Raw genomic sequence first — 21,220 nt, 5'->3', positions numbered from 1 at the left:
AATGGTCACACATTTGTCGATGCGAGTACCTTGGCGCGACCAGCCGTGGGACGACCGTCTTTGCGCGCACCCGCTGGACAACTCGTCATGTCTTCTCCTGAAGAACATCGGCGCGAAGCGCGATGACGATTACGAAGTCGCTCACGCGCTCCAAGACATCGGGACGCTGAATGCGATTCCTTGCTTGAGCGAGCGAGGGACCTTCATGTCACCGAATGGGTATCAGGTGACGAAAGTTCACCCGTATGGGACATACCCGGCGCTCAAGGGACACCTCGAGCCTACGGTTCTCAGCATGCCGCCGTACTCATTTGAGGCTGTTCCGTTTAGGTGGATGGCTCGCGAATCATTCGAAAAAGATTTGTGGCCGAACTGGCGCGGTGATTACGACCCGGACGCTGAGGCGCGCGTGGGTCAGGTGCTCGGGCTCAAGAAGCCAACGTGGATCATGGATGGCCGCAATCAACAATCAGTGATTCGTTCGTTCTTCGAACCCGTCCTGGTCGGCTCCAGTCTGGTTTTCGTCTACCTCAAACACTCTCCGCTGCAAGATGATCGGACTGACCGGCTACTGGTAGGCGCTGCGATGATCGAGTCCATCGCGTACCCCGGGTTCTGGAATCAATCCGGCGATCAGCCGTTTGACTCCTCGATGTGGGAAACGAAAGTCGTGCATTCACTGCGCGCCGACCAGCAGCAGGGTGTACTGCTCCCCTATCAGAAACTAGTCGAGCTGATGGACCAGGGTGTCGATGTTTCGCCTGCACTTGCATGGGTGCCGGAAGGACGCAATACCGAATTTTCCTTCGTGACAGAGCATGTCAGCAGTGATCTCGCTATCGACGCGCTTGCATCGCTGCGATCCGCAGCCGAGGGCATGCAGAATTTGGGCATCGAGGTGCCAGCCTCCGCTTTATCGTGGATCGACAGACAAATGCACCGGCTCTGGGATGAGCGAGGACCCGTGCCAGGTTTGGCCGCAGTGTTAGCGCACCTGCAAGTCCGGCATGCCCATGTCGTTGCACGCGAACTGACTCAGTCGCGCAAGGAGCCCTGGCAGGTACTGGACGATGGCTTTGCCGATAGCACCACTTGGCCCGAAGCGCTCCGAGGGATGATCTCGCCGTCGGTCGGTCTCGAGTGGACCCACACCGACCCTCGCGTACGAACCGTGTACAAACTGCTATCCACGATGGACGTGCGGCCAGATCAGATTGCGATGATCATGTCTGGCAAGTCGGCAGGCGGTCTCGAAGCCGTTGATCTGCTTGACGATCCGTATCTCGCAGCAGTATGCACGTACTCGGACCTGCAGCAAATCGGGCTTCGGACTGTTGACCGCGCACTGTTTCCATCGGCGCACGCCCGGTGGGCGTCGCAGGTTCCCCCGGAGTGCCGAATTACGGACCACCGCGACTGGCGCCGCGTCCGAGCATTGATGACCGACGTCTTGAGGATGGCTGCAACTAGCGGCGACACTATCGTCGCTGCATCTGACGTGATCGATCGGATCAAAGGCATGGATATCGTTGATCCGGTTACTCTTTCGCCTGCTCTACTCAAGGGGCTGAAGCTCGACGCAGAAAATCTCGAGTCTGCAGACCTCTGGTCTCCGTTCTACGGAGCAAAGCTTGGAAAAGATCAGCCTGCTTACAAACTAGCTGAGCTGATAGAAGCTAAGCGCAAGATTCTCGAGTGGACAGAGCCGCGGTTCGAGGCGTCGACGTTCCCATTCAACTTCGATCCACGCAAGCAGATCGACATCACGCTGAAAGCCGGCGGCCATGGCTCCGCGCTCGACGAGGACGAAGAAGCGGCTCGGGCGGAGAAGGCAGCCGGCCTCGTCGAGTTATTTCGTTCGCGCATTTCAGTCCTCGTCGGCCCAGCCGGCACTGGTAAAACCACATTGCTCAAGGCATTGGCCGATCTGCCAGAGATCTCCAACAAAGGTGTATTGCTGCTGGCTCCCACGGGCAAGGCCGCAGTGCAAATGAGAACGAAGGTGGGGCGCGAAGCACGAACGCTGGCATCATTTCTCGTCAAGAAGGGTGGCTTTGACCCAGATCGGGACCTCTACCGTCAAGTAGATTCCAAGTTCGCCCAGGACGCTGGCTTGGTTGTGATCGACGAAGCGTCGATGCTGACGGAAGAGATGCTTGCGGCGACGCTATCGGCCTTGGGCAACGTTCAGAGGTTGGTGCTCGTCGGCGACCCCCGGCAACTGCCCCCGATCGGCGCAGGTCGCCCCTTCGTGGACCTGGTCAACCGTCTACGACCCGAATCGTTCGATACCGCTGCGCACGTCGGCCCCTCATATGTCGAACTGACCGTTTCGCGCCGACAGGGTGGTGACGGTCGGGATGATGTCCTGCTCGCGCAGTGGTTTGGCGACGGCGAAGTAGGAGCGGGCGCGGACTCTGTGTGGGAGCGTTTGCGAGCTGGAACCACTTCGGAGCAAGTCGAATACCGACCGTGGAGCAAAGGAGACATCGTCACATCAGTCGACGAGGTCCTCAACGAGGTCGTTGACTGGTCTAAGCATTCGGACCTCGAGACCGCTTTCAAGCTCAGTTACGGCGGTAAACTGTCCGAAGACGGCAAATACCTCAACTGGGTGACAGGCAAGGGTGGGGCCGGTGAAGGGGTTGAACGCTGGCAAATACTGAGCCCTTTCAGATCGCGCGCGTTCGGTACCGTCGAGATCAACCGCCACATCAAAAGAAAACTGCGAACGCACGATCTCGCCCTCGCTTTCAGATACAAGGGATGGCGGAATCCAAAACCGTTGGGACCGGAGCAGATTGTCCGCGGCGACAAGGTCATGCAAACGCAGAACAACTCTCGAGCGAAAGCCTTCCCCAAGGAATCAGGACTAGATTACGTTGCAAACGGCGAAATCGGCGTAGTAGTCGGCCGATGGTCCAACACGCCTCGCATGCCTGCAAATGTCGAGTTCTCGTCTCAGATCGGTGCAACCTACGGCTACTGGCCGAGTTCGCAGGAAGATCCGCCACTAGAGTTGGCATGGGCCGTGACCGTTCACAAGTCGCAAGGTTCGGAGTTCGAGACCACGATCCTCGTGCTGCCCAAACGCGCTCGCGTGTCTCGCGAGCTGCTGTATACCGCTCTCACCAGGCAGCGAAACCGGGTGGTGATCCTTCATGACGGATCAGTCGAGGAACTGGTGGAGCTGGCTCACCCAAGGTATTCAGAAACGGCCCGACGACTAACCGACCTCTTTGTTGCGTCCTCTCCGACAGTGATCGAAGTCGACGGCGTCCCACAACCTTTCGATAGCAACTTGATTCACGTCGCCATCAATGGAGAAATGGTCCGCAGTAAGAACGAGGTGATCGTCGCGGACATCCTCGAAAAGGTCGTTCCCGGACGGTGGCGGTACGAAGTGCTTCTCAAAGGCGACGACGGAAGGTGGTGCCGCCCCGACTTCACGATCAGCCGGCCATCAGGAGTACCGGTCTATTGGGAGCACCTTGGAAAGATGAATCAACCGTCCTACGCGAAGCGGTGGGACGAGAAGCTCGAATGGTATCGCCGTAACGGCATCCCCCCTGCTCTGGACTCAGAGGGGCGTCCGCTCGCTGAGATCAAAGAAGGGCCGAACGGACTTTTGGTGTGGACTGATGACGCGAAAGGCGTTGATACGCCGGCATGGACGGAGATGGCACGGGCGATATTAGGCACTACCGCGGCGACTGGAAAGCCGCGTCAAGGCAGCAAGGTGGCGCGGCCTTCGTGAAATACCTCGACTGTCGCGCGCCAGCCCATGCGGATCGCGCATTTGCTTGCAATAGACATCGCCGTCGCAACGAAATTGTTCCCGGCAGATCTTCGCCGCCCATAAGTCGGCTCAGAGGTCCGCATGGTCACGAAAAATCAACTGCCGAAAAGGCTTTCGAATCGCCACGAGAGCCTTCGCCTACAACTGATCTTTCCGAGACCAGGACACTTGGCTGCCTCATGGTCGTTCCGTTCGGTACAATGCTTGAGCTGTCCATACTTGTCGACTTCAAAGCGTTCCGTCTTTACCTGCGACCGGATGCCTTCGTGCCACGCCCGCCACACTGCTATGTCAACCCATCCCAACCGGGCTGCGTCGAATTCGTCCTCACGGAGCCGGAGGTATCGGCGCGCATACGTGGAGTCGTGGCGCAGACGATCGTCTTCCACGAAAAGCTCGGCCACTTCCCAGTAACGCTTGATGTAGACCTGAGCGAGGCCGAATTTACGCGCGCGCGTCTGAGCGAACAGGCCTGCAGCCGCGATGAAAACTCCAACTGCCGTGGCGGCTCCTGCAATCTCGCCGATCAACTGATCTCCGTTCGTGACGGCTCGTGCGCTCGCCTGCCGCTGGCTCATTCGAAGAAGGCCCGCGAAACGTTGGCCGCAGGATTAGGTTAAGACGAGGCGCAAGCTAGGTGGGGATTTATGCGAAACTGCGAACGGTAACCAAGCCGTGCCTAGGTACAAATTCCGTTGGTCGAACCTGCCGGGGGTCCTACTTTGTCGACTCTTCGATCAGCTGGTCAGGGCGGCGAGGACGCTGCCGACGCCCTCGACTCAGATCTACGGAGCGCGACCGAAGGACGAGTTCGTTCGCGAGGCGTGGCCTGCGTTGCGAGAAGTATGGTTGGGCAGCAACAAACAATCACGCACCACGGTCGTTCGAGCACTGCGCAACAGACGGCGTGAGCCTGGGCAGATCTCCAATCGAAGAGCACAACTCGAATACCTCCGAAGCCTCCGAAACACGAGGGGCCTCCGTGATGTTTTGCTCGATGAGTTCATCAAATTCGGTGAGGTCGACCACAACGACAGCCGCGACTGTCCGCCAAACGACGTCAAATCCAAAGTGGCGACGCCACTGCCACAAAGATCTGGAGGTAAAGTGCTAGTCAGTTCAGCGCAGTCGAAAGATGAAACTTCGCAAGATGAAACACCCTCCACGGAACAGCTGAGCCCGTTTTCGACCGCCGTACCCGAAATCGGCCAGATCGTGAGCGTCCGGGGCGCCAACTGGGCAGTCACTGACGTCCACCAGCAGAGCCTCCCCCGGAGTGCGCATGACGACGCAGTCAGGCAACTTCAACACGCGGTGACGCTGCAGTCTGTCGAAGACGATCGCCTCGGCGACGAGCTACGCGTTGTCTGGGAACTAGAGCCTGGTCGCAGCTTGAGGCCGCCCCAAGACCTGCCAACTCACATTGACGCCAGCAAGTTCGACCCACCGGAACGGCTCGCCGCCTTCATCGATGCACTCCGATGGGGTGCGGTGACTAGCGCGGACGTGAAAACTGTTCAAGCTCCATTCCGTTCGGGGGCGAAGGTCGAGCCCTATCAACTCGACCCGCTCATGCGTGCGCTCAGCGCGCCACGCGCCAACCTATTGCTCGCTGACGATGTCGGCCTCGGCAAGACCATCGAGGCAGGGATGGTGATCCAGGAACTACTTCTCCGTCACCGCGCACGAACGGTGATCGTCGTCTGCCCCGCCGGCCTTTGTGTGAAGTGGCAGGACGAGATGCGCGACAAATTCGGCTTGGAATTCAGGATTGTCAACTCGGAAACAATGAAAGACGTCAGACGGAGCTACGGAGTTCATGCCAATCCGTTCACTCTATTTCCCCGCATCATCGTATCGATGGCATGGCTGCCCGGCCCCCGGGCGCAGCGACAGCTACGTGACGCACTCATCACGAAATCGCGTGGGACCGCATCACGATTCGCGTTCGACATCCTGGTCGTAGACGAGGCTCATCATGTTGCACCGAGCGCACCGACGAGGACGGACAAGGCGGGATTGCGCAAAGGTTATGCCGTTGACTCGCAACGCACTCGGGCAGTCCGCGACCTAGCCGAACGCTCCGAACACCGCCTCTTCCTGTCGGCCACCCCACACAACGGATACACCGAGTCATTCACAGCACTCCTCGAGATGATCGATCCGCAGCGATTTGTTCGAGGCAAGTTTCTGGACGAGCAGGCTCTCAAGGACGTGGCCGTCCGCCGGCTCAAAAAGGACCTCCCGGGGCAGTTCAAAAATCGAAAGGTCAAAGAACTTCGCTTCACACCGTCCTCTGACGAAGCATCCGCCTACGACCGCCTGATCGCCTTTACCACACGGCGCGACAAAGCGACGAAGGGCAGTGCGAATGCGGCGAAGGACATGGCTACTCTGCTGCTGAAAAAGCGATTCTTCTCCAGTCCGGTCGCGTTTGCTCGGACGATTGACGTCTACCGCGACACCCGGATGCGTGGCCTCGCAGTCGACTTCGAGGCCGAGTACGACGAAATCCTCGGCATGGACGCCGACGAGCTCGAAGAAGGCCGCGTCGAACAGCCTGAAACGCAAACGCTTCAGCTGACCAAGAACGCACTTCCCCCGCTGAACGATGAAGACAAGACCGACCTACAGTATCTGCGCGACTGGGGCCACAGCTACGAAGCGCGGCCCGACTCCAAACTCAAGGCCCTCATCGAATACGTTGAGGCAAACGCGAAGACGAGCGATGGTCTCTGGCTCAACGAACGCGTTGTCATCTTCACTGAGTACGTCGACACTCTTGAGTGGATACACGAGATCCTGCGGCAGCGAGGATACGAATCGGACCGCGTGGCAGTCATCGACGGATCGACGGACTCGGATGAGCGTGAGGTGATACGGGCACGATTCAATACCGACCCCTCGCGAGAAAAGCTCCGGGTCCTCCTGGCGACCGACGCCGCCGGCGAGGGCATCGACCTTCAGGACTATTGCTATCGACTCGTCAACTACGACATCCCATTCAACCCGAACCGGCTGGAGCAACGTATCGGCCGTGTCGACCGCTACGGACAGACGCACGATCCGGACATCCGTCACTTCGTATCGGAAAATGCGAATTCTGAACTTGCGCAGGATGTTGACCTACTTGCACGGGTAGCAAAGAAAGTCGCTCAGATCATGGCCGACCTGGGGTCGGCCAACGAGATCATCGCACCTGATTTGCAGCGTCAACTCGCCGGCATCAACGCACCGACGTCGAAACCTCAAGCGGAGAAGAGCCCAATTGGCCGGATGCTCGCCGGTGGCCGTGACGTCAGTGCTGGGCTGACACAACTTGCACAGGAAATTGCCGAAAGCCGAGAAACGCTGCATCTCAGGCCTGCGAACCTTCAACGTGTCGTCGACGTCGCATTCGAGCTCGACCGCTTACCACCGATCGACGAGGTGGGCTCGGATCGCACCAATGTTCCAGTGTTTCGGCTTCCAGCGCTCGGCAGCTCCTGGGAGCAAGTCACTCGTGGGCTGACGACTGCGCTCGATCGCGAGCATCTTCGATCTATCGCGTTCGATTCCCAGGTGCTCGTGGATGATCCCGACGTCGTCTACATGCATCTCGGCAGTCCACTACTTCAGCGCGCCACACGAAGATTGAGAGCCGCACTGTGGGGCGGCGAGCGATCGCTGGAACGCGTGACCGCGGTCGTGGTCCCCGGATTGGAGGAATCATTCGCTGCGGCGGTCACGCGGCTTGTACTCATTGGACAAGCGGGCGTCCGCCTGCATGAGGAAGTGTTCTTGGCGGGCACTCGGCTGAGCCGTCGCCAGGCAGTCGGTGAGCAGCGGGCTGAAGACCTGCTGGAGAAGGCCCTTGATCTAACGACCTTCGAAGCTCTGCCATCCCAGGTCCAGGATCAACTTGAGGAAGCTTGGAACGACGGCAAGCCCGATGGGCTTCGAGCGCGGGTGGCGCAGGCAGTCGCCGAAAGGGTCGAGCGCCGCCGGCGCGCCGTCGAATCCCTGCTGGAGGCCCGGAGAACGACCGATCGCGACCGCGTCACTGCAATCTTCGACAGATTCGGCGCGACGCTAGTGTCGGCTCTAGCCGAAGCGCAAGAGATCGAATCACAGCTGGCGCTGTTCGACGACGAGCGCCGGCAGAGCGAGCGCGATCTGCGCCAAATCCGCGCGCGTGTGGATGCATTGGCTGATGAGCGGGAGCAGGAGTTGGCAGCTGTGGATGCACGCTATCTGGATATAGAACCTCGAACTTTCCATGCGGCTGTCCTATTTGCGTTGTCGCCCAGGGATGTCGAGAAGGGTCAGGTGAGCATCCGATGAGCAAGCCTCGTCACCATGCTGGACCGGACTATGGCTGGTTACGACAGTTCGATGTCGATGGTCCGTTTTTGTCTTTGCCTGTGGTGAAGGCATTTTGGCCTAGCGGAGTTGATCGTATGGGCGACGCCGATGACCGATTGGTGTCGTTCAAGCAGGGCTTCACAGCGTGGTTGCGCGCCTACGACCAACGGTCGGTTGAGAAGCGGGACCAGTATGCCGAAGTTGCGAAAGCATGGGTTGACATCATTCTCGATCAGCTCGCCGCTTGGGACGGTCTGCGCGTGAGCGCAGACGAATTACCCGGCGAGTTCGAGACGCATTCGCCGGGTGAGCAAATCATCATCCGAGCAGATGGCGGGCTGCGGGGCCGAGAGAGCGGTGAACTGGCGGCGCTGTTGCGGGTCGTGACCCCGAGTGAAGACCTGCGCGGACCAGGGCTTGACGGGTGGGCAGCCTCCGAAATCGACCGCATGGCTGCACTTTTGCGGAAATCGGGTGTCTCGATAGGGCTTGTCACCGACGGACGGTGGTGGGCGATCGTGTGGGCCGGGGAAGGAAAGACGACGGGGTCGGGCATCGTCGACGCGGTCACCTGGGGTGAAGAGCCGCTGTTGCGCGATGCATTCCTGACCCTGATCGATCAGCGAGTTCTTCGCGCCAAGAACCCCGATCACCGGCTGCCGCAGTTGCTGGCACGCAGCGAGCTCGAAGCGGAAGAAATCACCGAAGCGCTGGGAATGCAGGTGCGACGCTCAGTCGAGCTTCTGGTGCAGGCATTTTCTGAAACCCGTTTGTCCGCAGTGGAGAACGGCGATGTAGACCCGCTGGCCGAGACCCCGGATGAGGTCTATCAGGCCGCGGTTACCGTCATGATGCGGGTCGTGTTCCTGCTGTTTGCCGAGGAACGCGGAATGCTCCCGAGCGAGCGACTCTACTGGGATTCCTACGCCGTCCGCGGTCTACTCGATGATCTCAAGCAGCAAGCCGCCGATGGCGAAGAGCACCTCGACGGATCCCACGACGCTTGGTACCGGCTACTAGCAGTCAGCGACGCACTGTATCGCGGTGTGAATTACGACGAGATGCGCATGCCTGCCTACGGCGGCTCGCTACTAGACCCCGCACGCTTTCCCTGGTTGAGCGCGACCGATCCACGTGGCCTGCGGGTGCAGGTCTCCGATCGGGTGATGCTGCACGTGCTGGAATCCGTGCAGGAGGCCAGCGTCGGAGGAGAGGCCAGGCGAATTTCGTTCCACGACATCGACGTTGAACAAATCGGCTACATCTACGAAGGCCTACTTGGGTATTCGTGCACGACGGTGACCGACGATGTCGTGATTGGGCTGGTCGGCAGGGATGGCCAAGAACCCGAGATAGCCTTGGCCGAGCTCGACCAGCTGCGCGAAAACAGCTCCAGCGCCGAGGCGTTTGCAAAGAAGCTGATCGAGTGGGTCAAAAATAATCAGCCTGCAGCGTCGACGAAGACGGCCGCTCAGCTGAAAAAATTGATCGACGCAAAGATCGACGACGCCGAGCTACGTCGCCTACTCACACCGATCGCAGGGTACGATGCGGCATTGCTTGATCGACTCATCCAATGGGGCAACGTGATTCGTCGCGACCTGCGCGGCATTCCGCTGGTCATTCCTCCGGGCGGACTTGTGGTCGTGGAAACTCCGTCGCGGCGCAATGCCGGCGCCCACTACACGCCCCGCTCGTTAGCCGAAGAAGTGGTCAAGTACGCGCTCGAGCCTGTCGTTTACGAACCTGGACCGTTGCAAAGCAACGACGCCGACGCGTGGAAGTTGAAGTCCAGCACAGCGCTTCTGGATCTCAAGGTCGCCGACATCGCCGCGGGTTCTGGAGCATTCCTAGTGGCCGCCGCACGGTTCCTCGCCAAAAGAGTCACCGAGGCTTGGACGGAAGAAAAAATGCTCAGTAAGGCCGAGTTTGCCAATCCCGCGCTGACCGAAGAGCGAGCCATTCGTGAAGTGGTGGCTCGGTGCCTCTACGGAGCCGACATCAATCCCATGGCTGTCGAGATGTGCAAGCTCTCGCTGTGGCTAGTCTCTCTCGACAAATTCAAGCCGTTCTCCTTCGTCGACGACAAGATCTTCTGCGGCAACTCGCTTCTCGGAGTCACGACGCTAGACCAGCTGCGCCATCTACACATCGATCCCGAAAAGAAGCGGAAGTTCCTGCAGCCCTTCGTCGATGTCGACGCCGTCCTCTTAGACGCCGTACGACTGCGACACGAACTGGCCTCACCGATCGACGAGAACGATCCGCAACGCTCGACGGCCGGGAAGGTCCGGTTGCTGCAACAGGCCGATGAGGTAACCGCACAACTACGGCTCATGGCAGACGGCATCGTCGCTGCCGGCCTCGCTTTCGGTGGAAAACCATGCGCTCAGCTGGAGGATGCTTACAAGTCGCTGGAATGGGCCCTCGCCGAAGCTTTCCCAAGCAACAGGTCAGACGGCAATCGGCAAAAGCTCGACGCCATCATCACCAATGGGCTGACCCCCACAGTTGACACCGATTACCAACGATGGCAGCCATTGCACTGGGCCATCGAGGTCCCCGACGTCATGGAACACAGCGGTTTCGACGCTATCATTGGCAACCCACCTTTTCTCGGTGGCATGAAGATCTCTAGCGCAATGGGGCCAAACTTCCGGGAGTGGCTGGCAAACTGCGTTGCGCATTCGCGTAGTGGTGGCCGGACCGATTTAGTCGCTTACTTCTTCTTGCGCGCTTACGCACTTCTGCGCAAGCGCGGATCGCTCGGCTTAATTGCGACAAATACGATAGCGCAAGGAGACACACGAGAGGTCGGGCTGGACAGAATGGTAAAGCTTGGCTTCACTATATTCCGCGCGATTCAAAGTCGAAGTTGGCCAGCTGCGAGCGCAAATCTCGAGTATGCTGCGGTCTGGGGGATACATGGCAACCTACCTGCAGGCGTCCGTGCAATTTGCGACGAGAACCCCGTGAGGAGTATATCGACTCTCCTTGAGCCATATGGCGGCGTAGAAGGCCAGCCACGACGGCTCAAAGAAAACCGCGGCATGACATCAAATGGCTGCGAGCCTCACGGGCAAGGATTCGTGGTCGAGGCCACCCTGGCTCAGCAGTGGATTGCTGTCGACTCCCGTAATTCGGACGTACTGTTTCCATACCTCAACGGTGACGATCTCAATTCGCGCCCCGATTGCTCGGCTTCGCGCTGGGTTATCAATTTTGGCAACCGCAGCGAGCTGGAGGCCGCTGCATACGAATTACCTTTCTTGCGCGCTGTGGCCGAGGTTAAGCCCGAACGCCAGCGCACAAGGCAAGATGGGAGCTATGTGTTGCGGCGCCCGCTGCCACAGAAGTGGTGGCAGTACGGCGATCAGCGTCAAGGACTAATGAAGGCTATTACCGAACTTGATGGAATGCTCGTTATAGCGCGGGTAAGCAGAACGATCATGCCAGTTCGTGTGCCAACTAGCCTAGTGCCAAGCGGAGCGCTTGTTGTGTTTGCTACGGATTCATTCGGTCAACAGGCAGTGCTTTCATCTACACTCCACCAATTGTGGGCAATCAAGTATGGCTCGGGAATGCGTAACGATCCGCGCTACACCTCCACTGATGTGTTTGAGACCTTTCCACGCCCTCAAGTCACAAGCGAGCTTGAGAGCATCGGAAGGCGGTTGGATTCCGAGAGACGGCAGATCATGCTTGGCCGTCGGCTCGGGCTTACTGACTTGTACCGCCTGGTGAACAGTGCCGCTATCACCGCAGACGATGACATATCGCGCTTGAGGCAGATTCATGCCGAACTCGATAGGCAGGTTACCTGCGCATATGGATGGCGAGACGTGGACCTAGCGCATGGATTTTATAGTTACCGCCAGATGGAACGCTTTACATTTCCTCCAGCCGTTCGCGTTGAAATGCTCGACCGGCTATTGAACGAGAACCTTTTACGAGCAGACGCTCCTAGCGATAGATTGTCGCGCGAACAGGAGGATCTGTTCGCATGATCGCTGGGCCGTCGACCATCGTTCGCGGTGACTTACTCGCTCTCATCGAGCTGGAGCTTCTAGGACCTCGGGGCGGCACCGAGGAAGAGATCAAGGGAACACCTCGCGCCGCGTACACAGTGGGCGCACTCGCGCCGGTAACGGTCGATCCCTCGATGCTTGCTGACCGCGTCTCGGAGTCTGGAGATCCAAATGACACCGGACTGGCGATTACCGACGCGGACGCGGAGCACGCGGAGCAACGCGGCGTGTTGGTGAATACGGACGAGGAAGCCGGCGCTGCCGACGATGAAGAAGACCGTGACGAAGGCCCGAAAGGTGCCCTCACACATCCGTCTTCGATGGGCCTCCGCTTTCAAGTCGCGCTTGACTGCAGCCTGCTTGCAGTCAAGGCAAGCTGGGGACGATACGAGACCTTCCGTCACGAAGACAACGACGGGCGAAAGGTCCAGTGGTCCCGTCGCGTTCCGGTTGAGAAAGTCGTCGAGGTCGATGTTCGCGGGTACGACAAACACGTCGCGCTGGAGCCCATCTCACTTGAGGAGTCGGTAACGTTACGGGTCGAACTGTTCCCTCGCGATGATCGCGTAATCGTCGAGCTCGCGCTGTCGAACGACAAAGTCACTGACATGAATGCGCCACCAGGCGACTGGTTGTTCCAGACCAAACTCCAGGTTGAGGCGAACAGCGGCGAAGCAGTCTTTCTGCCAACCCGTGATGTACTACAGGAGGGCTATGACGAACTCGACGAAGAACGACAACGGTTGGACCTGCAATACCGGCATCGGCTCGAATTCGCGGTCGGACGAACCACTTCCGTCAGCTGGATCGAGCCGACTGACGTAAACGGTAACGGCATCCGTCGAGCCGCTAGCGTCGAGACAAACTGGTTACCAACGGCGGATATACCTCAAACTAGGCCCGGCTCAGCTGGCGATGCGGTCACATCGATGCGTGAGCTGGCCGAACTCCAGGCAGGGGAGGTCGAGGACGCTTTTGCACCACTGATCAACGGTTACCTTGAGTGGCTTGAGAAACAACGAAGCGTTGCGAAACAGCTGCCAGACCACCTGCAGGGGCCGGCCGATGACGCGATCGCCGAGGCTGAGCTCTCGGCCGCCCGGCTACGAGAAGGCGTCGATTATCTGACTTCAAATCCTCAAGCGTTGCAGGCGTTCCGCTTCATGAATCGGGCTATGCGCGATCAGCGCACCCGCAGCCAGGTCGCCATTCGCCGCGCCGCCAATGATTCCGAATCCGTCGATGACGCATTGAGCGCTATCGAAGCGCAAGGCGATGCTGCCGCATCCTGGCGCCCATTCCAACTGGCCTTCGTCCTGCTTCAGATCCCAGCACTCACCGAACCTGCGCACCCATTCCGCAGCGGCGACGCGGCCAATGTCGAGCTGCTGTTCTTCCCCACCGGTGGCGGCAAGACCGAGGCCTATCTCGGATTGGCCGCCTACACGTTCGCGATCCGCCGACTCCAAGGCACCCTGGACACTCACGACGGTGCTCTGAATGGCGGCGACGGCGTCGCCGTACTCATGCGCTACACGCTGCGTCTGCTAACCTCGCAGCAATTTCAACGAGCAGCCGCGTTGGTCTGCGCCGCTGAGCTCATCCGTCAAGAAGACGAATCGACCTGGGGTGACAAGCCGTTTTCGATTGGGCTGTGGGTCGGAACCTCAGTCAGCCCCAAGCGTTTCGCTGATGCCAAGTCTCAAGTGGAAGAGGCTCGATCAGATACAAGCAAAGCATTCGGCCTCACGGTCCTTCAACTTCAGCGATGTCCATGGTGCGGTACCAAGATAGACCCGAAGCGCGACCTCGGAGTCGTCGCCCCGACCGAGCGCATCGCCGTGTATTGCGGCGATCGCCTGGGAGATTGCCCGTTTAGCAGCGATGGTGATGCGACTGGAGCATTGCCGATCCTCACCGTCGATGACGAAATCTATCGCAATCCACCGACTTTCCTTCTCGCGACGGTCGATAAATTTGCCCGCCTGACACGCGAAGGACCCGCCGCGAGCCTGTTCGGCTACGTCAGCGAGTGGTGTCCCCGACACGGGTACCGGCATCCTGACAGTGCCGGCTCTTGCAAGGGGGCATCGCACAATGCAGTCAACGGTGGTCGCAACTATTACCCAAAGGTCACGGTTCAACCCGTCAATCGACTTCGTCCGCCGGACTTGATCATCCAAGACGAACTTCACCTGATCACGGGCTCCCTGGGAACCGCGGTGGGACTGTTCGAGAATGCGGTCGACTTGTTGTGTTCCTATCGGCGCGGCACTGGGACGATTCGCCCCCTGATCGTCGCCTCCACCGCGACAGTGCGGAACGCAGAAAATCAGATACAGGCGCTGTACGGGCGCGGAGTGGACATGTTCCCCCCACAGGTGCTTGATGTCCGGGACACTTACTTCTCGAAAGAAGTACCTGTCTCTGACGAAGCTCCGGGCCGAAAGTATCTCGGGGTATGCGCCCACGGAATTCGGTTGACGCTAGCGGAGATCCGAGTCTCGGAGATCTTGCTGCTTGCCGGTCAAAAGCTATTTGACGAGTCGGGCGGAGACCCGACTGCCGCCGATCCCTATATGACTACGGTGGCGTACTTTTCGGCTACCCGCGAACTAGCCGGTATGCGACGCTACCTCGATGACGACGTCACGACGCGCGTCACGGGTAGAACAGAACCATTCCCCCCACGAACAAACGATCTAGAAAGGCTTGAGATTGGCGAACTAACATCACGAATCTCGTCAGAAGAAATCTCGGCGACACTTGACAAACTCTCGCTGCCATTTACCGCGCGCTGGAGTACTTCAGGTCGCAAGGAGTTCTTCAAAGAGCGCGATGCCGCGCGCGCCGCCGGCAAGCGAGAGCCCGAATGGGGAACCAAGCCTTACGATTTCGTTCTAGCCACCTCGATGCTTCAGGTCGGCGTCGACGTCCCGCGCCTTGGCCTCATGCTCGTCGTCGGCCAACCCAAGAACACCGCCGAGTACATTCAGGCCTCGTCCCGAGTCGGCCGAGACGCTTTGAAGCCCGGACTCGTGCTGGCATTGGCCAACTGGGCAAGGCCTCGCGACATGGCACACTTCGAACAGTTTCGGCACTACCACGAGACCTTCTACGCCCAAGTCGAAGCCCTCAGCGTCACACCCTATTCCGACACCGCGATGGAGCGCGGCCTCATGGGTGTGCTGGTCAGCGTTGCCCGCGTTGCGCAAGCACGGTCGGCTGCTGGGATGTCACCCGAGGCCGGCGCGGGCCAGATTCTAGGTTCGATGGCCAAGGTCGCAGACCTCATTGAACAGATCACCGCAAGAGCTATGCCGGCCGTAGAAGACGCGGACGTAGCGGAAAAGCTGAGACTCAAACTCGTTCAGCGGCAGGACCGCTGGTACGGCAAGGCCGATGAGGCAAAGGGAGCTCTCTACTATGAGCGGGTTCCTCAAAACAAGACCGCATGGCCGCTGTTGATCAGCCCCGAATCCATGTTGATCAAGCCGACCGATCAAATATTCGTGGTGGCGAACTCGATGCGAGAAGTACAACCGGAGATCAACCTGTTGGTCAGCCCGACCGCTGAAAACCTTGCATTCAGGGAGAAGTCCAGTTTCCCGCAATGGGACGTACCTGCCGAAAGTGACAAGAAATGACCGAGGCTACCGACCTGGGAGTGATCGAGGAGGCACAACCCGTAGCGGTGGGCTCTGAGACACTTGACCCCATCACCGACGTCGAGGCGAAGACGTCGAAAAACTATGCGCGAGTTGGCTCGATACGACCGTCAGCGATGTTGTACACCAATGGCATTGGTGCGACTGTCGACTTACCTCACTTCGCCGTAATGCCCTCGGGCACCGACGCGTGGGAGCGAGTTTACGCCCGTCGGGCCGGCGGTGCTGACACGATCGCAGAACCCAGACTGCTGGAACTGACCCGAGCCCATCTGGGCAGCCAAGTCGTCGAACTCCGCAAGCCACCATGGGCACCGGAAGAGAAAGGATGGTCAGCCGGTTCAGCTATCGATCTTGGCATCCCGTCGAGAATCTTCCCGCAATGGCTGCGGTGCACGGGATGTGGTCGACTGGCGCCAGTGTCGCACGAACTGTTCGTCTATCGCAACGTCGTAAAGTATCGGCCAGACCGCGCCGAATTCTTCCATGACAAGTGCAAAGGGTTCGAGGGCAGGAAGAAGCCGTTCAGAGCGGTAGCGCTGCCGGCTCGCTACCTGATCGCGTGTGTCAATGGGCATCTCGATGAGTTCCCTTACGACGCTTGGGTTCACCGCGGGGCATCTTGTCCGTCAGGTAGCCCCTTTCCCACCCTTCGGATGCGGGAATGGAAGAGCAATATCGGTCCTGACGTGCAAATCCACTGCTTGTCTTGCCAACAGAGCCGCGGCATGCTGGAGGCTGTCGGCCCGAAGGCGGCAGAGAAACTTCCGATGTGTAGGGGCCGGCATCCGCACCTCGACGCATTCTACAAATGCGGACAGCGCGGTCGATTGATGATGCTCGGCGCGGCCAATCAATGGTTTGCCTCGACGCTCGGGCTCCTGGCCCTGCCTCGTGAGGAGGTCAAGTCGGCCAAGGATCTGGTTCCTTTGCTGCGCACGTTGCAGAAAAGCGATCTGGACATGCCCAAGAGCGTGGATGACATCAAGATGTGGCGCAACTACGCCGCGTTACTTGCGAATACAGAAGACTTCGATGGTGTACCTGATGAACTCCTCTGGGAGGCAGTGCAGATTGCGCGCGATACCGCCGCCAGGGCGACACGCGAAACCCGAGAGCCACCTTCAGACCCGCGTGCGATTCTCGCCCCGGAGTGGGCGGTCCTGAGTGATGAAGCCAAGTACACCCGTCTCAGCGGTTCTCGCGACTTTCGCGCTCTGCGCCGAGATGTACCTCCGCCGCTGGAGCCGGTTCTGACAGCAGTCGCCGCGGTCGAACGGCTCAAGAAAGTCAACGCGTTTCTGGGGTTCACAAGGATCGATGCACTTGACCGCATTGATGATGCGGCGACTCGCGTTGCACCTCTTTGCGTTAACGGCAAGCCAACGTGGGTACCGGCTACCGAGGATAGAGGCGAGGGAATCTTTCTGCAGTTCGATGAGTCGTGCGTCGCTGCGTGGGAGGAGGAGGTAGTCGACCTCCAGGTGTGGACTGCATTCCGAGAAGCGCACAGAATCAATTTTCGCCGGCGAACGAGTAAGACCGCGGATGACATCGATCCGGATTCACGTTTCCCCCCTCCACGCTACTGGGCCATACATTCGTTGTCACACTTGCTCATTCGCGAAGCTGCGATGTTGAGCGGCTACGGGAGTGCCAGCTTGACGGAGCGGATCTACGCCTGGCAGGCGAGCGATGAGTATGCGCCAGCAGCAGGATTATTGATCTGTACTACCGCTTCCGACGGTGAAGGGACGCTAGGCGGTCTTGTTGAGCTTGCGCGGCCCGCAAAACTCGAGAAACTCTTCAGGGACGCAGTTCGTCGCGGACAGCGATGCTCATCAGATCCCATCTGCTCGCATCGCGCCCCAAAAGGGAAGGAGGAATTCCTGCATGGCGCCGCGTGCCACTTCTGCCTCTTCCTGAGTGAGACAAGCTGCGAGCGAACGAACCGCTTCCTTGATCGCCGGTTGCTGCTCGGGCTGCCGACCGACCCGGAAGTGCAGACTCCCGGTCTCCTAGGGGCGCTTTCGATTCTGTCATGAGCACCGGAGAGATCGCACGGCTTGGTGAGCTCCTCAGCGCCGAAGAAGCCAAGTCGATCGCTGCCGCTCTGCGTCAGGTCAAAATGCCACACGTTGCGGCCAAACGTGCTTACCCCGCCCATCGTTCCGAAGTCGAACGATTGCTGAAGCAGTTGATCTCTCGCGACACCGATGCAGCACTAGTCGCGGCAGTACTCGACGGTATCGCCGCGGTCCCAAAGGTTCATCGTCCAGTAGTTGTGTGGACTTCGCCCTCTATCCCGGGATCGACCGGCCACACAACGCTCGCCGCTCTCGACATGATCAACGATGCAACCACGCACATACACGCTGCAACGTATTCGGCAGGTAAGGATTCGCCGCACCTGGCTGCCCTCCGCAACGCTCTAGACCGAGGCGTCACCGTGACTGTCGTCGTTGATGTCAAGGAGAGAGCCGATGCCGCCGCGCTGATTGCGCAGAGGCTCGACGGCGCGCGTATTTGGACGTTGGCCGAGCCCGCAGGTGGCCAGTGGGCGATTCAGCACTCCAAGCTGATCGCAGTAGACGACAGGTGCTCGTTTGTCACTAGTGCAAACTTCTCGACTGCGGCGGCGATGCGGAGCCTTGAGTGCGGCATGTTCAGTCAGGATGCGCTTATCGCCACGGGTATCCGCGAGCATCTCGAAAACCTTCACGCGCATGGCATTTTGATCGACTTCAAGACGTGATTGAAGTTTCGACGGAAATGCTCGAGGATTCTTGTATGCGCGCGGTCGGATTGTTCTCAGGCATCGGCGGCTTCGAGGCGGGGTTGGCGCAGTCTGGAATCACCACGGATGTGATGTGTGAGAACTGGGAACCCGCGGCCCGGGTGCTTCAGCGGCGTTTTGACTCAGACATTCTAGGAGACATTCGGGACTTGCCCGCGCTACCCAGATGCGACGTCGTCACTGCCGGATTCCCGTGTACTGATCTCAGTCAGGTCGGGCGCACGGCTGGGATCGATGGGGCTGAGTCAGGTTTGATCCGCGAGGTTTTCCGACTCGCCACCAAGCGCGGACCGAGCTGGCTCGTGCTCGAGAACGTGCCCAACCTCCTCGCGTTACACCAGGGAGCGGCAATCCGTTTCATCGTTCGATGGCTTGAGGACCACCGATGGAACTGGGCATACCGAACGGTGGATTCTCAGTACTTTGGAGTGAGACAGCGACGTCGCCGCACATACCTTGTCGCTTCACGCACTGAGGACCCTCGAACCGTCTTGTTTGCGGATAACGCCACGCTAGCTCCAGTTCGCCCAATCCACCGCGCGTACGGCTTCTATTGGACCGAAGGCAACAGAGGACTCGGATGGGGCGAAGGCGTCACCCCGACGCTCAAGGGCGGATCGAAGCTCGGAATCGCTTCTCCCCCAGGCGTATGGCTTCACGAGCGCAGCGTTGGTGATGCGATCGTGAAACCCTCGATCGCTGCCGGTGAGCGGTTGCAAGGGTTTCCGTCCGGGTGGACCGATGCGGTAAATCGCGAAGGCGAGCGATGGAAGCTCGTTGGCAACGCCGTGACCGTTCCTGTCGCAGAGTGGATCGGCAGCAGATTGGTCGATCCGGGCAAGTCAGTAGACGTTGAGCGAAGGTCCTTCGACGACCGCAAGAGCTGGCCAAAGGCGGCAGCAAATGTGAGAGGAGTGCGCGAAGCCTGGACACTCAGCGAGCGCCCCCTGAAGATCGCGCCTAGGGCGTCGCTGGCGGCGGTCATGGATAAGTACGGGGCGGTTCCGTTGAGTATTGGCGCAACAACAGGATTCGCAACACGCTTGAAGGCGAGCAGGCTGCAAAGCCGTGCCGGATTCATCCAAGCGCTCGATGCTCATATAGATGCCTTCCGAAAAGCCTGAACCTCTGGATGACTCAATCCGTCGGCGGATGCAGTCGCAGCTCCGACGGGACACCGAGCTCGAGCTCAGAACACGTAAGGCTCTGCATCGCATGGGTTATCGCTACCGGGTCGACTACCGCCCCGAAAAGTCACTGCGCTGTCGAGGCGATCTCGTGTTCACTAAGCGGAAAGTAATTGTGTTCGTCGACGGCTGTTTCTGGCACGGCTGCCCTCTGCACGCAACATCACCCAAGAACAACGCTGATTGGTGGCGTGAGAAACTCGACGCAAACGTCAAGAGAGATGCGCGAAATAGTGTCGCGCTGAGCGATCTTGGCTGGACAGTAGTTCGAATCTGGGAACACGAAACGGTGGACGAGGCCGTTGCCCAAGTCCGACGGGCGCTCGAGCAGACGCAAGCCGGTTAACTCACGTTCTTGAACATTTCGAACCGCTCGGCAAGGCGGTCTTTCGAGGGCCTGTCTGCTCGCCGCTTGGGTAGCGTAAGCCCGCGTCCGTCCATCTCTTGCAGTCCGTGCAGAAGCATCGGCCCGTCAGTCTCCTCCATCAGCTCGCCGTTGATACGCACGACATAATCTGGTGAGATGCCAAGAAGATTCGCATCGTATGCCGCGTGGTGAATCTTGCAGAGACTGAGGCCGTTATCGACTGAAGGAACGCCATGGACCTCAGCATCTCCTATGATGTGAGCGGCATCCAAAAGCTTGCCATGCTTCAAAGTGCATACGGTGCAGCGTTGTTCGTAGGCATACATCACCCGACCTCGAAACTCGGGCTGGTGCAGGCGTTGCTTCATAACCCGCTCTGCGTAGACGCGCTCGATCGGCTCCAGATGAAGTGGATCAGCTACTGACTGGAGGCTCGCGTCCAACGCAATCATGAAGCGGTGGTTAGCGGCGTCGTCAGCGATGACGTAAGCAGGAAAGATAGGAACGTAGACGCCGTCTTTGATCTTGCGAAGCAAGATGATCGGCAGTCTCAGTTCTAATGCCCTGCGCATCTTCACGTTGTCGCCAGCCGTCGTGTCCCTTTGGTAGTCATACGCGAACAGCGATTCGCCGACGTGGGCGTCGGAGTATCCGCCGTCTGGGCTTGAAACGACTGACAACGTGGCGAGAAGGTCCCTGGGATTCCAGATGCCTTTACTGCGGTCGATGATGCGACGGGTTTCGCCACCGACTTGCAGAGCGTCCAGCTGCTTTCGCGTGACAACGCCATATTCCGAAACGAGCTCGGCTAGCTGGCTGAAGATGAGTTCGCGTAAATGAAGTTCGGCCGCACTATCCACTCCCACAGTTTTTCATGCATCGCAAGGAGAACTGATCGCTTTGCGAATCGAGCGACTATTCCGCTCCGAGCACGGACTCTGTGCAACGTGCCTTCGACTTGAATGGGTTGTCTTTTCGCAACTCCATATGCAGCAAACCTTGCGGTCAGCGATCTCTCTCCCAAGACGTG

10 protein-coding genes are annotated in these 21,220 nt (G+C 59.1%); 9 read left to right on the top strand and 1 reads right to left on the bottom strand.

Going from position 1 to position 21,220, the window contains the following annotated elements; genetic code table 11:
- Position 1 precedes the first annotated feature (1 nt).
- The 9 genes from G6N27_RS20430 (at position 2) to G6N27_RS20390 (ending at position 20,169) form a co-directional block, all read left to right on the top strand.
- Positions 2–3,757: an ATP-dependent DNA helicase gene (locus tag G6N27_RS20430; protein WP_163779570.1), complete on the top strand. Its 3,756-nt coding sequence runs from the start codon at positions 2–4 to the stop codon at positions 3,755–3,757.
- A gap of 242 nt (positions 3,758–3,999) precedes the next feature.
- On the top strand, positions 4,000–4,419 hold the full coding sequence (locus tag G6N27_RS20425; protein ID WP_163779567.1) for a hypothetical protein: 420 nt from the start codon (positions 4,000–4,002) through the stop codon (positions 4,417–4,419).
- A gap of 370 nt (positions 4,420–4,789) precedes the next feature.
- A complete protein-coding gene (gene drmD, locus G6N27_RS20420; protein WP_232064706.1) occupies positions 4,790–8,122 on the top strand; it encodes a DISARM system SNF2-like helicase DrmD in 3,333 nt (1,110 codons plus the stop codon).
- Positions 8,119–12,150 carry an Eco57I restriction-modification methylase domain-containing protein gene (locus tag G6N27_RS20415; protein ID WP_163779563.1) on the top strand — a complete coding sequence of 1,344 codons (4,032 nt, stop codon included), beginning with the start codon at positions 8,119–8,121 and terminating at the stop codon, positions 12,148–12,150. The genes drmD and G6N27_RS20415 overlap by 4 nt, the downstream gene beginning before the upstream one ends.
- Entirely contained in the window at positions 12,147–15,818 is a 3,672-nt protein-coding gene (gene drmA, locus G6N27_RS20410; protein ID WP_163779561.1) for a DISARM system helicase DrmA, read from the top strand. Before G6N27_RS20415 ends, drmA begins: the two co-directional genes overlap by 4 nt.
- The gene (gene drmB, locus G6N27_RS20405; protein WP_163779559.1) at positions 15,815–17,884 is read left to right on the top strand and encodes a DUF1998 domain-containing protein; all 2,070 of its coding nucleotides are present in this window, start codon (positions 15,815–15,817) and stop codon (positions 17,882–17,884) included. Before drmA ends, drmB begins: the two co-directional genes overlap by 4 nt.
- Entirely contained in the window at positions 17,881–18,594 is a 714-nt protein-coding gene (gene drmC / locus G6N27_RS20400; RefSeq protein WP_163779556.1) for a DISARM system phospholipase D-like protein DrmC, read from the top strand. The genes drmB and drmC overlap by 4 nt, the downstream gene beginning before the upstream one ends.
- Positions 18,591–19,760 (top strand): DNA cytosine methyltransferase, encoded by a 1,170-nt coding sequence (locus G6N27_RS20395; protein WP_232064704.1) that lies wholly within the window; start codon positions 18,591–18,593, stop codon positions 19,758–19,760. The genes drmC and G6N27_RS20395 overlap by 4 nt, the downstream gene beginning before the upstream one ends.
- Positions 19,741–20,169: a very short patch repair endonuclease gene (locus G6N27_RS20390; protein WP_163779554.1), complete on the top strand. Its 429-nt coding sequence runs from the start codon at positions 19,741–19,743 to the stop codon at positions 20,167–20,169. The genes G6N27_RS20395 and G6N27_RS20390 overlap by 20 nt, the downstream gene beginning before the upstream one ends.
- Here the strand turns inward: G6N27_RS20390 and G6N27_RS20385 are convergent.
- Positions 20,166–21,050, bottom strand: coding sequence for an HNH endonuclease (locus tag G6N27_RS20385; RefSeq protein WP_163779552.1), 885 nt, complete (start codon positions 21,048–21,050; stop codon positions 20,166–20,168). The two genes, G6N27_RS20390 and G6N27_RS20385, sit on opposite strands and share 4 nt — an antisense overlap.
- Positions 21,051–21,220 lie beyond the last annotated feature (170 nt).

The sequence above is a fragment of the Mycobacterium cookii genome, from assembly GCF_010727945.1.
GTDB classification, from domain to species: Bacteria; Actinomycetota; Actinomycetes; order Mycobacteriales; family Mycobacteriaceae; genus Mycobacterium; species Mycobacterium cookii.
The sequence above is the reverse complement of the archived record's forward strand: the minus strand, read 5'-3'. Positions and strand labels throughout refer to the sequence as shown.